This is a genomic window from Lelliottia jeotgali, from assembly GCF_977070485.1.
The window spans coordinates 1-15,078 of sequence record NZ_CDRVFO010000003.1 but is presented as its reverse complement, the minus strand read 5'-3'; the positions used below and the strand labels follow the sequence as shown (position 1 = coordinate 15,078).

General features: G+C 63.0%; 12 protein-coding genes. 7 read left to right on the top strand and 5 right to left on the bottom strand.

The genetic code is table 11. The features are described 5' to 3' along the window. The first annotated feature begins 103 nt into the window (after positions 1–103). The 5 genes from peaA (at position 104) to ACW4TB_RS04915 (ending at position 6,379) form a co-directional block, all read left to right on the top strand. Entirely contained in the window at positions 104–1,669 is a 1,566-nt protein-coding gene (gene peaA / locus ACW4TB_RS04935) for a quinohemoprotein amine dehydrogenase subunit alpha (RefSeq protein ID WP_042112024.1), read from the top strand. Between the two features lie 50 nt (positions 1,670–1,719). Beyond that, positions 1,720–3,150 (top strand): quinohemoprotein amine dehydrogenase maturation protein, encoded by a 1,431-nt coding sequence (gene peaB, locus ACW4TB_RS04930; RefSeq protein WP_012314793.1) that lies wholly within the window; start codon positions 1,720–1,722, stop codon positions 3,148–3,150. Between the two features lies 1 nt (position 3,151). Beyond that, positions 3,152–3,475 carry a quinohemoprotein amine dehydrogenase subunit gamma gene (gene qhpC, locus ACW4TB_RS04925; RefSeq protein ID WP_008091708.1) on the top strand — a complete coding sequence of 108 codons (324 nt, stop codon included), beginning with the start codon at positions 3,152–3,154 and terminating at the stop codon, positions 3,473–3,475. A 32-nt stretch (positions 3,476–3,507) separates the two neighbouring features. Next, the gene (gene peaD, locus ACW4TB_RS04920; RefSeq protein ID WP_012314792.1) at positions 3,508–4,629 is read left to right on the top strand and encodes a quinohemoprotein amine dehydrogenase subunit beta; all 1,122 of its coding nucleotides are present in this window, start codon (positions 3,508–3,510) and stop codon (positions 4,627–4,629) included. A gap of 76 nt (positions 4,630–4,705) precedes the next feature. Continuing rightward, positions 4,706–6,379 carry a fatty acid CoA ligase family protein gene (locus ACW4TB_RS04915; protein WP_254465918.1) on the top strand — a complete coding sequence of 558 codons (1,674 nt, stop codon included), beginning with the start codon at positions 4,706–4,708 and terminating at the stop codon, positions 6,377–6,379. A 124-nt stretch (positions 6,380–6,503) separates the two neighbouring features. Here ACW4TB_RS04915 and mobA read toward each other — a convergent pair whose 3' ends face one another. From mobA to ACW4TB_RS04895, 4 genes are all read right to left on the bottom strand, one after another. Then, a complete protein-coding gene (mobA, locus tag ACW4TB_RS04910; protein WP_012314790.1) occupies positions 6,504–7,796 on the bottom strand; it encodes a molybdenum cofactor guanylyltransferase MobA in 1,293 nt (430 codons plus the stop codon). Further along, the gene (locus ACW4TB_RS04905; RefSeq protein ID WP_254465917.1) at positions 7,793–8,062 is read right to left on the bottom strand and encodes a hypothetical protein; all 270 of its coding nucleotides are present in this window, start codon (positions 8,060–8,062) and stop codon (positions 7,793–7,795) included. The genes mobA and ACW4TB_RS04905 overlap by 4 nt, the downstream gene beginning before the upstream one ends. A gap of 168 nt (positions 8,063–8,230) precedes the next feature. Beyond that, entirely contained in the window at positions 8,231–11,356 is a 3,126-nt protein-coding gene (locus ACW4TB_RS04900) for an efflux RND transporter permease subunit (protein WP_254465916.1), read from the bottom strand. An 11-nt stretch (positions 11,357–11,367) separates the two neighbouring features. Beyond that, positions 11,368–12,543 (bottom strand): efflux RND transporter periplasmic adaptor subunit, encoded by a 1,176-nt coding sequence (locus tag ACW4TB_RS04895; protein WP_012314787.1) that lies wholly within the window; start codon positions 12,541–12,543, stop codon positions 11,368–11,370. Between the two features lie 173 nt (positions 12,544–12,716). On the opposite strand from ACW4TB_RS04895, the gene ACW4TB_RS04890 reads away from it, so the two are divergent. Both ACW4TB_RS04890 and ACW4TB_RS04885 read left to right on the top strand, forming a co-directional pair. Continuing rightward, positions 12,717–13,418, top strand: coding sequence for a response regulator transcription factor (locus ACW4TB_RS04890; RefSeq protein ID WP_012314786.1), 702 nt, complete (start codon positions 12,717–12,719; stop codon positions 13,416–13,418). A gap of 6 nt (positions 13,419–13,424) precedes the next feature. After that, the gene (locus ACW4TB_RS04885) at positions 13,425–14,723 is read left to right on the top strand and encodes an ATP-binding protein (RefSeq protein ID WP_012314785.1); all 1,299 of its coding nucleotides are present in this window, start codon (positions 13,425–13,427) and stop codon (positions 14,721–14,723) included. A gap of 115 nt (positions 14,724–14,838) precedes the next feature. On the opposite strand, the gene ACW4TB_RS04880 is transcribed toward ACW4TB_RS04885, so the two are convergent. After that, on the bottom strand, positions 14,839–15,078 hold a 240-nt coding region (locus ACW4TB_RS04880; RefSeq protein ID WP_455842898.1), incomplete at its 5' end, for a transposase.

Here is a 15,078-nt window from a genome sequence, read left to right as displayed (position 1 = left end):
TTATCAGCATGTGGCACAGTTTCTGTATCACAACTGCCACATGCACACCTGCTGTACCAAAGCGTGCGAAAACGATAAGAACAACAACCGTGGAGGTCTGACCTTGAAGACGACTCGACTCCGGCGGCATGCGGGCAAACTGGCGCTTGTCGCCGCCGCACTGCTGGGCACCCAGGCCATGGCGGCCGAGCAGGGTGCGACCCTGTTGCAGAACAAGTGCATGGGGTGCCATATCCCCGAGGGCAACGATACCTACAGCCGCATCAGCCATCAGCGCAAGACGCCCGAGGGTTGGCTGATGAGCATCGCCCGCATGCAGGTGATGCACGGCCTGCAGATCAGTGACGACGACCGCCGCACCCTGGTCAAGTACCTGGCCGACCAGCAAGGCCTGGCGCCGAGCGAAACCGACGGCGTGCGCTACGCCATGGAGCGCCGCCTCAATACCGTCGAGCATTTCGACACCCAGCTCAGCGAAACCTGCGGCCGCTGCCACTCCGGTGCCCGCGTGGCCCTGCAGCGCCGTCCGGCGCAGGAATGGGAGCACTTGGTCAACTTCCACCTCAGCCAATGGCCGTCGCTGGAATACCAGGCCCAGGCCCGCGACCGTAATTGGCTGGACATCGCCCTGAAACAGGTGGTACCGGAGCTGGCCAAGCGCTTCCCGCTGGAAAGCCCGGCTTGGGCTGAATGGCAGAAGGCCAAGCCCAAGGCCGATACTTTGCCGGGGCAGTGGGCTTTCAGCGGCCATATGCTCGCCAAGGGCGATGTGCGTGGGGTGATGACCGTCAGCCCCGACCAGGGCGATACCTTCAAGGTCGACGTCAAAGGTATCTACGCCGACGGCACGCCGTTCAACGGCAGCGGCTCGGCGATCCTCTACAACGGCTACGAGTGGCGCGGCAATGTCAAGATCGGCGAGGCCAGCCTGCGCCAGGTTTTCGCGGCACTCGATGGCGAGATGAAAGGCCGCATGTATGAAGCCGATCATGATGAGCGCGGGCTTGACTTCACCGCAGTGAAGGAGGGCAAGGCACGCTTGCTGGCGGTGCAACCGCAGTTCATCAAGGCCGGCGGCGAAAGCGAGATCAGCCTGGTGGGCACCGGCCTGGACGGTAAGCCGGACCTGGGCGCAGGTGTCGAAGTGACCGAAGTGCTGGAACAGACCCCCACCCTGGTGCGGGTCAAGGCGCGCGCTGCGGCCGACGCTAAGCCAGGGCAGCGTGAAGTGGCGGTGGGCGCGCTGAAGGGCGTCAAGCTGGCGGTGTACGACAAGGTCGAGGAAGTGAAGGTGGTACCGGCGTTTTCCATCGCCCGTATCGGCGGAAACGGCGCCTCGGTGCCGAAAGTCCAGGGCCGCTTCGAGGCCGAAGCCTGGGGCAAGGACGCCAGCGGCCAGCCGCTGCGCATCGGCTATCTGCCGGCGACCTGGAAGGTCGAGCCGTTCAACGAGCGGGCGGTCGAAGACGAAGACGTCAAGTTCGCCGGACAGATGCAGGCCGACGGAGTGTTCGTGCCAGGCGGCGCGGGGCCGAACCCGGCGCGCAAGATGATGACCAACAACGCCGGCAACCTGAAAGTGATCGCCACCCTGGCTGACGGCGGCCAGACGGGCGAGGGGCACATGATCGTTACTGTTCAGCGCTGGAACAACCCGCCTTTGCCTTAAGGGCCGGTTGCCAGGCGCATATCTAACGGATCGATTACTCGGAGGTCGCCATGGGCGCACTACTGAACCTGGTCGAGCGTAACCTGCACGAAGTGCAGGTCGACGCCGACCGCATGCTGTTCCATATCCCCAGCAGTTCGCTGTTCGCCGCCGATGCGGTGACCGGCGGCATCATCGACACCCTGCGCCAGCAAGGTTGCAGCGCCGAGGAGCTGACCCAGCGTCTCGGCCAGCGGTTCGCCGGCCAGGACATCCAGGAAACCCTGCGCGAGCTGATCGCCCTGGAGCTGGTCAGTGACGGCTCGCCGCTGACCCCGGAAATCGCCCTCAAGCAGGTCGAGCGCACCGCACTCAACACCGTGGTGCTGAACGTCAACACCGGCTGCAACCTGAGCTGCACCTACTGCTACAAGGAAGACTTGGACAAACCGTCCGCCGGCAAGAAGATGAGCACGGCCACTGCCGAAGCTTCGGTGGAGATGCTGCTCAAGGAGTCCCCCGACGAACAGCGCTACAGCGTGGTGTTCTTCGGCGGCGAGCCGTTGTCCAACCGGCCGCTGATCGAGCACATGGTGGCCTACTGCGAGCGGCGCTTCGCCGAGGCGGGCAAGCAGGTGGAGTTCATCATGACCACCAACGCCACGCTGCTCACCGAAGAGACCGTCGACTGGCTGAACGCCCACCGCTTCGGCCTCTCGGTGAGCATCGACGGACCCAAGACCGTGCACGACCGCAACCGCATCACCGTGGGCGGGCAGGGCACCTATGACGTGGTGCGGCGCAAGGCCGACATGCTGCTGTCGCGCTACACCAGCCGCCCGGTCGGCGCGCGGGTGACCCTGACCCGCGGCATCACCGATGTCGAGACCATCTGGAACCACTTGTTCAACGAGATGGGGTTCGCTGAAGTCGGCTTCGCCCCGGTCACCTCCGGCGACATGGCCGACTTCAACCTCACCGGCGATGAGCTGGTCGAAGTCTTCGCCAACATGAAGGCGCTGGGCCGCCGTTACCTGGAAGCCGCCCTGGAGCACCGCAACATCGGCTTCTCCAACTTGCACCAGCTGATCACCGACATTCACGAGGGTCACAAGAAAGCCCTGCCGTGCGGCGCCGGGTTGAAGATGCTGGCGGTGGACCACGAGGGAGAGCTGAACCTTTGCCACCGCTTCACCGGCTCTAGCCTGCCGACCTTCGGCAACGTGCACCAGGGCGTCAAGCAGGCGCAGCTCAATGACTTCCTGTCCCAGCGTCTGGACCGCAGCAACACCGGTTGTGAGAGCTGCCGCATCCGCAACCTGTGCTCCGGCGGCTGCTACCACGAGAGCTACGCACGCTACGGCGACCCGCAGCACCCGACCTACCACTATTGCGAGCTGATGCGCGATTGGGTCGACTTCGGCATCGAGGTCTACAGCCGCATCATGGCCGCCAACCCGGCCTTCATCGATCGCTACATTACCCCGCGGAAGGCGCACTGACATGAAGCACTTGAAGCCCCTCAACAACAAGGCGCGCATCCTTGAGCAGGCCGCCGCCGAAGATCGCGTCGAAGAAGTCATGGCCATGAGCGCGGTAGCCGGGTGCACCGCCACCACCGACCCAGGCTGGGAAGTCGACGCCTTTGGTGGTGTCAGCTCGCTGTGCCAGCCGATGGAAGCCGACCTGTATGGCTGCTCCGACCCTTGCTGGTGGCCGGCCCAGGTGCCGGACATGATGAGCACCTACCAGGACTGGAACGCCCAGGCGACCAACTCCCAGGATGACTGGCGCAACCTCGGCACCGTGTTCCCGAAAGACAAATGACCGGCCCAACAAGAATGACAAGGGGAAACCGCATGAAACCTGGACTTTGCGCGCAGCTCGCGCTCACCGTCGCCGCCACGGCCTGCACCTGGGCGGTACAGGCCGATGATACCGGGCCCGCCCTCAAGGCCGGCAAGGAATACCTGATCGCCACCAACTACCCGAACAACCTGCACGTGGTCGATGTAGCCAGCGACACGCTGTACAAGAGCTGCCGCATGCCGGATGCGTTCGGCCCTGGCACCGCGATGATGGCGCCGGACAACCGCACCGCCTATGTGCTCAACAACCACTACGCGGACATCTACGGCATCGACCTGGACACCTGCAAGACCACCTTCCACGCTAACCTGTCCAGCGTGCCCGGCGAAGTCGGCAAGTCGATGTACTCGTTTGCCATCAGCCCTGACGGCAAAGAGGTGTATGCCACGGTCAACCCCAGCCAGCGCCTGAACGACCACTACGTGGTCAAGCCGCCGCGCCTGGAAGTGTTCCGTACCGCCGATGGTGTCGACGCCAAGCCGGTGCGCACCTTCCCGATGCCGCGCCAGGTGTACCTGATGCGCGCCGCCGACGACGGCAGCCTGTTCGTGGCCGGGCCGGATATATACAAGATGGACGTCAAAACCGGCAAGTACGAGGTGGCGCTGCCCTTGCGCACCTGGAACCGCAAAGGCTACAGCGCACCTGATGTGCTGTACTTCTGGCCGCACCAAAGCCCGCGCCATGAGTTCTCGATGCTCTACACCATTGCCAGGTTCAAGGACGACAAGCAGGACCCCACTACCGCCGAGCTGCTGTACGGCTACCTGAGTGTGGATCTCAAGACAGGCAAGACTCACACGCAGGAGTTCGCTGACCTGACCGAGCTGTACTTCACCGGCCTGCGCTCGCCAAAGGACCCGAACCAGATGTATGGCGTGCTCAACCGCCTGGCGCGGTACGATATCAAGGAGCGCAAGCTGATCAAGGCGGCTAACCTTGAGCACACTTACTACTGTGTGACCTTCGACAAGAAGGGCGACAAGTTGTACTTGGGTGGCACGTTCAATGACCTGGCGGTATTCGACCCTCAAACACTCGAGAAGGTGAAGAACATCAAGTTGCCGGGCGGGGACATGTCCACTACCACGCCGCAGGTATTTGTCAGGTAGTTTGTGTTGGCCCAGTTGCCGGCAAAACCGGCGACTGGGCCGGTTCCACCACCACAAGAATAACAAGAGAGCACCCATGACCCAGCCAAGCTACAGCCAGGGCGACCTGGGCAAGGCCTTGCTTAGCCAATGCATCGGTGACGCTTTCGACGCCACTGTCAACCGCTTCCCCGACCGCGAGGCGCTGGTCGTGCGTCACCAGGCCCTGCGCTACACCTGGCAGCAACTGGCCGACGCCGTCGACCGGCACGCCCGTGCGCTCATGGCCCTGGGCGTGCAACCGGGTGAGCGCGTGGGCATCTGGGCACCCAATTGCGCCGAGTGGTGCATCACCCAGTTCGCCAGTGCCAAGGTCGGCGCGATCCTGGTCAATATCAACCCGGCTTACCGCGCAACCGAGCTGGAGTACGCTCTGGGACAGTCGGGCTGTCGGTGGGTGATCTGCGCCGATGCTTTCAAGACGTGCGACTACCACGCCATGTTGCTGGGCCTGATCCCGGAGCTGGCGAACAGCCAGCCCGGCGCATTGGCCTGTGAGCGCTTCCCGGAACTGCGCGGGGTAGTGAGCCTTGCCATTGCGCCACCGTCAGGCCTGCTTGCCTGGCATGACCTGCAGGCCCGTGCCGACGCCGTGAGTGCTCAAGCTCTGGCCGAGCGCCAGGCACAATTGCAGCCTGGTGACCCGATCAATATCCAGTACACCTCGGGCACCACCGGCTTCCCCAAGGGCGCCACACTCAGCCACAGCAACATCCTCAACAACGGCTACATGGTCGGCGAAAGCCTGGGGTTGACCGAGCACGATCGCCTCGTCGTACCGGTGCCGTTGTACCACTGTTTTGGCATGGTCATGGCCAACCTTGGCTGCATGACCCACGGCACCACCCTGATCTACCCCAACGATGCCTTTGATCCGTTGGCCACCTTGCGGGCCGTAGCCGAGGAAAAGGCCACCGCACTGTATGGCGTGCCGACCATGTTCATCGCAGAACTGGACCACCCGCAGCGCGGTGCCTTCGACCTGTCGAGCCTGCGCACCGGGATCATGGCCGGCGCCACGTGCCCTATCGAAGTGATGCGCCGAGTGATCGACGAGATGCACATGGCCCAGGTGCAGATTGCCTACGGGATGACCGAGACCAGCCCGGTATCGCTGCAGACCGGCGCCAACGACGATTTGGAGCGCCGCGTGACCAGCGTCGGCCGCACTCAGCCACGGCTTGAAAGCAAGGTGATCGATGCCGACGGCAATACCGTACCGCGGGGCGATATAGGTGAGCTGTGCACCCGTGGCTACAGCGTGATGCTGGGCTACTGGAACAATCCCGAGGCCACCGCCGAGAGCATCGATGGCGAGGGCTGGATGCACACCGGTGACCTGGCCGTGATGGACGAGCAGGGGTATGTGCGCATCGTCGGGCGCAGCAAAGACATGATCATCCGCGGGGGCGAGAACATTTACCCACGTGAGCTTGAGGAGTTCTTCTTTACCCACCCGGCTGTGGCCGACGTGCAGGTGATCGGTGTGCCGTGCAGCAAGTATGGCGAGGAGATCGTCGCCTGGGTGCGGTTGCACCCGGGGCATCAGGTCGCTTCAGACGAGTTGCGCGAGTGGGCGAGGGCGCGGATCGCGCATTTCAAGGTGCCCAGGTACTTCCGTTTCGTCGATGAATTCCCCATGACCGTGACCGGCAAGGTACAGAAATTCAGGATGCGCGAGATCAGTATCGAGTCGCTGCCTGAGCAATGATTTGCTCAATGATGACTCTATCGCCGGCAAGCCGGCTCCCACAGGTACCCACCGCTCTCAAGGCATTGGTGGCACCCGCAGGAGCCGGCTTGCCGGCGACAGGATTGGTGCGGTTGGCAATGGCTCAGCCCTGCAACAGCTCAGGGCTGTTGAAATTGCTCAAGCGTGGGTCACCTTCGGGGCATTCCAGGGCCTGCACCGGCCCCAGCAACAGGGCCTTCTGCAAGCTCCGCTCTCCAGCCGCCCAGGCCTGCTTCAGCAGCGGCAGCAGCCTGCGCGGCAGCACGCTGAACATCGGTTGCCAATACTCACCCTGACGCACCATGGCCGCACAGTCATTGGCCACTGCCAACTGCAGCAAATCCTCGATCAACCCTCGCTCAATCAGTGGCGCATCACAAGCCAGCACCACTACCCATTCATGCTTGGCCGCTGTCAGCCCGGCGATCACCCCGGCCATTGGCCCAGGGAAGTCTGCCTCGGCGTCGCACACCAGTTGATCGGCAAACGGCCGATAAAGGTCCTGGTTGCGATTGCAGGAGATCACCACATCGTCACTCAGTGCCCGCACCACTTGCTGCACATGCGCCACAAGCGGTTCGTCACGCCATCTCACCAGCCCTTTATCACGACCGCCCATGCGCTGGCCGCGACCGCCGGCGAGGATCAGGATAGATAGGAGAGGCATCGGTACCGCTCGATAAGCTGTGTAATGCTTCTGCACCTCGGGGTCATCCAGGCTTTCGTACCTGATGTTTTCCTTGTCCAGGCCATCAAGTCCTTTGATTGTGCCAAGGATTTCTGGCCACTGGCTTCTGTCTGAAACCTCTATCACGAAGGGTTTCAGGTAATGGTCGAGATGGCCTTTGGAGGGTTGGTTGATCTCAGCGCTCAAGGCGGTCAGGTATTGTTCTTTGGTCGTTCGAGACCAATCAATGGCGAACCCGGCCCTGTGGCAAAGCTCCATGAACACCAGCAGGATGGCCCGACCATTACCATCCAGAAAAGGGTGGGCATCGGCGAGCAAGCCAAGCACTTCCCCGGGTTGCTGTCTGAAACGCTCGCTATCCTGACCAAGTCTCAAGGCGTGGGAGGCCCAATGCCTGATCTGATCAGGAGGGCAAAACGCTGTGTGGCGTGGGTCGGAGTCGGTTCCCTTGAATACCGCGAGCCTGGGCGCAACTTCGGCGCGGTCCCTGCCGGCCCAGGGATAGAAGTCGGAGAACAGCAGTGCATGCAGTTCAAGCAGGGTTTCATAGGTAATGCGCGTGGGCGCAGCGAGCAGGGCAATGGCCTCCTCGAGGCTTGCCTCGAAGGCCAGATGCTCCATTTTCTTGATTTGTTCGGGGTCTTTGAACTTGAAAGCATTACGCAGGTAGCCTGCGGACTCATAGTCATCAAAGGGGTCGAAAATCATGCGCTGAGGTTACGTCCGCTGCCAGAACACGATTGTTCGCGCAGGTAACTGGCTTCCAGCTGCAGAATCTGCTGCTTGGTCAAAATGCCTTGCTTCTTGAGGGACACGAGCATTCTCTCGATGGTATCGAGTGCAACGACATCACCAGAGAGCCGGGTAATCGTGCTAGCCAAGTCGCTGAAACGATCCTTGCCGCCAGTCACGCCATGCTGCTTTGCGAGTTCCTGGATTTGGCTTCTGATACTGATATCGTGAGCTTGTTTCATTTCAGGGCCTCCACCGATGCAAGCAATATTAACATAGCGAGTTTCAAGCGCATGGGTTGCTTCATTGCAGCGTGCCGTTTAACACCCACGGGTTTGCGAGCCGCGGATAGTGCAAGGTCTGGCCTGACATTGTTGCCAGTCATGCAGGCCAGACCTCGCGTGGTTTTATCACACGACTACATGTTTAGCGTCGACCGCGTTCCGCTTGTCACGGCGCTGCGCCAAACGCATCACCACTACAAAGAACACCGGCACGAACACCACCGCCAATGTGGCGCTGAGCATCCCGCCGATCACCCCGGTGCCGATCGCCTGCTGGCTCGCCGAGCTGGCGCCGGTGGCGATGGCCAGTGGCACCACGCCGAGGATGAACGCCAGCGAGGTCATCACGATCGGCCGCAGGCGCAGGCGGGCGGCCTGCACGGCGGCGTCGACGGCATCCACGCCCTGGTCCACCAGGCTTTTGGCGAATTCGATGATGAGGATGGCGTTCTTCGCCGACAAGCCGATCAGGGTGATCAGGCCGACCTTAAAGAACACATCGTTGGGCATGCCGCGCAGGGTCACCGCCAGCACTGCGCCGAGCACGCCGAGCGGTACCACTAGCAGCACTGCGGTGGGGATCGACCAGCTTTCGTACAGCGCCGCCAGGCACAGGAACACCACCAGCAGTGACAGCGCCATCAACAGCGGTGCCTGGCTGCCGGACAGGCGCTCCTGCAATGACAAGCCGGTCCATTCCAGGCCGGCCCCGGCCGGTAATTGCGCGACCAGACGCTCGACTTCAGCCATGGCCTCGCCCGAGCTATAACCGGCCGCCGGCTCACCGGAAATCGACACGGCCGGGTAGCCGTTGTAGCGGGTCAATTGCACAGGGCCACTGACCCATTTGGCCTGTACGAACGCGCCTAGTGGCACCATCTTGCCGCTGCTGTTGCGCACGTGGATCTTCAGCAGGTCCTCGACCTGGCTGCGCTGGTCGCCTTCGGCCTGCACCACCACCCGCTGCATGCGGCCCTGGTTGGGGAAGTCGTTGACGTAGTTGGAGCCTACGGCGGTGTCCAGCACCGCGCCAATGTCGGCGAACGATATGCCCAATGCATTGGCCTGGCGGCGGTCGATTTCCAGCTGTACCTGCGGGCTTTCGGCCAGCGAAGCTTCGCGCACGTTTACCAAGACCTTGCTTTTCCCGGCGCCAGCCAGCAGTTCGTCACGCGCCGCCATCAGCGCGGCATGGCCCATGCCACCACGGTCCTGCAGGCGCAACTCGAAACCGGTGGACTCTCCCAGGCCGTCGATGGGCGGCGGCAGCACAGAGAACGCTACCGCATCGCGGATCCGGGAGAATGCAGCGTTGGCGCGGTCGGCAATCGACTGGGCGCTGTCGTCAGCGCCGCGTTCGGACCAGTCCTTCAGGGTGGTGAAGGTCAGCGCCGCATTCTGCCCGCTACCGGAGAAGCTGAAACCGAGAATCACCGTGGTGTTGCCCACCCCGGGCTCCTGGGCATTGTGCGCCTCGATCTGTGCGGCTACCTGCTCGGTACGCATGCGGCTGGCACCTGGTGGCAGCTGGATGTCGGTGATGGTGTAGCCCTGGTCTTCAGTGGGCAGGAATGCCGTGGGCAACTGGCTGAAGCCGTAGCCGAGCACTGCCAGCAGCACGCCATACACCAGCAGGTAGCGGCCGCTGCGCTTGAGGGCCTGCACCACCCAGCGCTCATAGCCGCTGCTCATGCGTTCGAAATTGCGGTTGAACCAGCCGAAGAAGCCCTTGCGTTCGTGGTGTTCGCCCTTGGCCAGCGGCGTGAGCAGGGTGGCGCACAGGGCAGGGGTCAGGCTCAGGGCCAGAAACGCCGAGAACAGGATCGACACGGCCATCGACAGCGAGAACTGCTGGTAGATCACCCCGACAGAGCCTTTCATGAAGGCCATGGGCAGGAACACCGCCACCAGCACCAGGGTGATGCCGATGATGGCGCCGCTGATCTGGCCCATCGCCTTGCGCGTTGCCTCCTTCGGCGGCAAGCCTTCCTCGGCCATGATCCGCTCGACGTTCTCCACCACCACGATGGCATCGTCGACCAGAATGCCGATGGCCAGGACCATGCCGAACAGTGTCAGCACATTGACCGAAAAGCCCAGCGCCAGCATCACGGCGAAGGTACCCATCAGCGCCACCGGCACCACCAGGGTCGGGATCAACGTGTAGCGCAGGTTCTGCAGGAACAGGAACATCACGGCGAAAACCAGCAGCATGGCCTCGAACAGGGTGCTGATGACCTGCTGGATGGAGACCTTGACGAACGGCGAGGTGTCATAGGGGATGTCGTACTTGACTCCCTCCGGGAAATAAACCGACAGCTCCTGCATCTTCGCCCGTACCAGCGTGGCCGTTTCCATGGCGTTGGCCCCCGGTGCCAACTGCACGCTGAAGGCGCTGGCCGGCTTGCCGTTCAGGCGTGTGCCGTACTGGTATTCCTGGGCGCCGATCTCGACCCGCGCCACATCGCCGATGGTCACCGTTGAGCCGTCCGGGTTGGCCCGCAGCACAATGGCGGAAAATTCTTCCGGCGTGCTCAGCTGGCCCTTGACCACCACATTGGCGGTGATCTCCTGGGTGCTGCGGGCAGGCAGGTCGCCGATGCTGCCGGGAGCCACCTGGGCGTTTTGTGCGGCGATGGCATTGGCCACATCGTTGGGAGTGAGGCTGAAACCGATCAGCTTGCCAGGGTCGATCCAGATCCGCATGGCACGCTCGGAACCGTAAAGCTGGGCTTTGCCTACGCCCTTGAGACGGCGGATTTCGTTCATCACGTTGCGGGCAAGGATATCCGACAGGGCGGTTTCATCAAGGCTGCCGTCTTCAGAGGTCAGGGTGCCGAGCAGCAGAAAACCGGTGGACACTTTTTCCACCTGCAGGCCCTGCTGGGTCACCGGGCGCGGCAAGCGCGACTCGACCACCTTGAGGCGGTTTTGCACGTCGACCTGGGCCAGATCCGGGTGGGTCCCCGGCTCGAAGGTGGCGGTAATGGTGGCGCTGCCCAGGCTGCTCTGCGATTCGAAGTACAACAGGTTGTCGGCACCGTTGAGCTCCTGCTCGATCAGGCTGACCACGCTCTCGTCCATGGTGGCTGCGGACGCCCCCGGGTACACGGCATAGATTTCCACCTGCGGCGGGGCCACGTTGGGGTATTGGGCCACCGGCAGTTGCGGGATGGCCAGGGCCCCGGCCAGCAGGATGAACAGCGCGACCACCCAGGCAAATACCGGGCGGTCGATGAAGAATTGCGGCATGGGTCAGGCCCTCACTGGCCGTTGTGCTGGGCGATGGGTTGGCTGCGCTGGGCAGTGTCGACCAGGACCTGGTCACCGGCCTTGACATGCTGCAGGCCCTCGACCACTACACGTTCGCCAGCGGCCAGGCCTTCATTGACGATCCAGCGGTCGCCCTGGGCGTTGCCCAGTACCACTTGGCGCTCGCTGATGCGCGCCTGCGCGTCGACCACCAGCACTTTCGGCACTCCAGCGCTGTCACGCAGGATTGCGCGCTGCGGCACGCTGATGCCTTTGGGCTGTACGGCCTGCTCCAGGCGCACGCGCACGTAGCTGCCGGGCAGCAGGTCCAGATCAGGGTTGGGGAACTCGCTGCGCAGGGTTATCTGGTTGGTGCTCGGGTCGACGCTGATGTCCGAAAACAGCAGTTTGCCGGGTAACGGGTAGGCAGTGCCGTCATCCTGGATCAACGTGGCGCTTGCCTCCCCGTTGCCTGCCTGCTGCAACTCGCCAGCGCGTAGCGCACGGCGCAGGGTGTTGAGCTCGCGGGTCGACTGGGTGACGTCGGCGTGGATCGGGTCCAGCTGCTGGATGGTTGCCAGTGGCGTGGTCTCGTTCTGCCCCACCAGCGCGCCTTCGGTGACCAGGGCGCGGCCGATGCGCCCGGAGATCGGTGCGGTTACCGTGGCGTAACCCAGGTTCAGGCGCGCCCGTTCAAGCGCAGCCTTGGCTGCGGCCACTTCGGCGTCGGCCTGCAGGAAGGCCGCGCGGGCATTGTCGTACTCCTGGCGGCTGACGGCCTTGTCGTCGACCAGTTCGCGGTAGCGCTGCTCCTGCAAGCGTGCCTGATACAGGTTGGCCTGGGCTTTGGCCAGTGTGGCACGGGCGCTATCGTGGTCGGCCTTGAACGGTGCCGGGTCGATCAGAAACAGCACGTCGCCTTGCTTGACGTCGCTGCCTTCGCGGTAGACCCGCTTGAGCACCACGCCCGCCACCCGCGCGCGCACTTCGGCGGTACGCGGGGCGAGAATGCGCCCGCTGAGCTCCGTGCTGATGGCCAGAGGCTGGAGCTTCAGGGTTTCCACCCGCACCTGGGGTACGGGGGCCTGGGTGTCCTGCTCTTCGGTGTCGTTGCAGCCGACCAGGAACATGGCCAGAAGCGCCACGAGCGGCACGGGGCGCAGGCGATGGATAAGGATGTTAGGCATACGGACCTTCCGATGATGACCGGCCGTATGCTAAGGCAGGCGGGGCGCGGCTGCCTGTTAATACCTGTAGGACGTGTGTGAAAAAGTGTGAAGAAAAATCCTGCACTCGTGGGGATTCTATATTCTTGCCGCTACATGCCTGTGTTGGCCTTCCTCAACTCATACCAAGCCCTATGCCAAACATTCTCCTGGTAGAAGACGACAGCGCGCTGTCTGAATTGATCGCCAGCTACCTGCAACGCAACGACTTCCATGTGCGGGTGATCGCCCGGGGCGACCATGTTCTGGAAGCGTTCCGGCAAGACAAACCCGACCTGGTCATCCTTGATCTGATGCTACCGGGTATCGACGGCCTGCAGGTGTGCCGCCTGCTGCGCCAGGAGTCCCAGAGCCTGCCGATCCTGATGCTGACGGCCCGTGACGACAGCCACGACCAGGTCTTGGGGCTGGAGATGGGCGCCGACGACTACGTGACCAAACCGTGTGAACCGCGGGTGCTGCTGGCACGGGTGCGAACCTTGCTGCGCCGCAGCAGCGTCCATGAGCCGCGGCTGGACAGCGAGCAGATCCTGGTCGGTGGCTTGCGCATCGACCTGGCCGAGCGCCTGGTCAGTTGGCGCGGGGAAGAGGTCGAACTGTCCAGCGGTGAATACAACCTGCTCGTGGTGCTGGCGCGCAATGCCGGGGAAGTGCTCAGCCGTGACCGCATCCTTCAGCAACTGCGCGGCATTGAGTTCAATGGCACCGACCGCTCCGTGGACGTGGCCATTTCCAAGCTGCGGCGCAAGTTTGACGACAGCGCCGGCGAAGCGCGCAAGATCAAGACCGTATGGGGCAAGGGTTACCTGTTCAGCCGCGTCGAATGGGAGTGCTGAAGCAGCATGCTGAAAATTCTGGTGCGCCTGTACCTGGTGATCATCGTCGCCTACGCCGGTGCGCTGCTGTTGATCCCTGACGCCATCGTCGGCCTGTTCCATGACCGCTTCGTGGCCTATAACCTGGACCAGGCCAAAGGCGTGCAGTCGCTGATCGTGCGCCAGTTCCGCCAGGCCCCGCGTGAGCAATGGCCTGCGGTGGAACAGGAGCTGGCCGAGGCGTTCGCGCCGCTGCAGGTGACCCTGCTGCGTACCGATCAGGCCAGCTTGAGCACGCAGGAGCAGGCACGTCTGGCGCATGGGCTGTACGCAGTGCGTATCGGCGAGTGGGGCTACTACGAAACGGTGCTGGCGCCGCTGGAAGAGGGCTGGCTGGTGAGCCTGCACTCGCCACCGGACCCGCTGGACATCAACGTGCTGTCCTGGGGCGTAACCGTGCTGATCGGCGCCGCAATGCTCGGCTGCCTGCTGCTGTGGGTGTGGCCGCACTGGCGCGACCTTGAGCGCCTCAAGGAAACGGCCAGGCGCCTGGGCCAGGGGCAGATGGCCGAGCGCACGCATATTTCCCCGCATTCGAACATCGGTGAACTGGCCGGTGTATTCGACACCATGGCCAGCGACCTGGAGCGCCACGTCAATCAGCAGCGTGAGCTGCTCAACGCTGTCTCCCATGAGCTGCGCACGCCGCTAACCCGCTTGGACTTCGGCCTGGTGCTGTTGTTTGACGAAGTGCCGCCCACCAGTCGCAAGCGCCTGCTGGAGCTGGTCGGGCATGTACGCGAGCTGGATGAGCTGGTGCTCGAACTGCTGTCCTACAGCCGGCTGTATAACGCCGACCAAGCCCGTGAGCGGGTCGAGGTGTCGTTGCTGGAGCTGGTCGACAGTGTGCTCGGCAGCTTTGCCGAAGAGCTCGACAGCCGTGGCATTGAGTGGGAGGTGCGCGCCGACGGTTCTCTACCGCGCTTCGTGCTTGACCCGCGCCTCACGGCCCGCGCGGTGCAGAACCTGGTGCGCAATGGCATGCGCTATTGCGATCAGAGCCTGCTGCTGCGTTTGCGTCTGGAAGAGGACGGTGCTTGCCTGTTGACGGTCGAGGATGACGGTATCGGCATTCCGGTCGAAGAGCGTGAGCGGATTTTCCAGCCTTTTTATCGCCTGGACCGCAGCCGGGATCGCAATACTGGTGGGTTCGGCCTGGGGCTGGCGATCAGCCGGCGAGCCATCGAGGGGCAGGGTGGTACGCTGACGGTGGCGCAGTCGGCCCTGGGTGGTGCACAGTTCATGATTCGCTTGCCAGCAGGTTAGTCCATGGCACCGGCTTCGCCGATGATCGCCGGCAAGCCGGCTCCCACTGGGTTTGCGCTGAGCTTGAGAGCAGCGGGGTACCTGTGGGAGATTCTATGGTTGAAAACAACGGTCTTTAGGCCGTTCTGCTTACGTATTCCTCCTTCTTCTTCATCAGGGCAAATGCAACCCGGGCGAGCTTGCGCGACAAGATCACCAGCGCTTCAGTCGTGGCCTTGCCCTTGTTTCGATAGTGTTCGTACGTCTCTTTCCAGGCCGCCGAGCGGCTGGCTGACATTGAGGCGTTATGCAGCAATCGGCGAATTTCCGGGCAACCTCGCTTCGTTAAACGACGTAGTCCCGTCTTCTGCCCGGA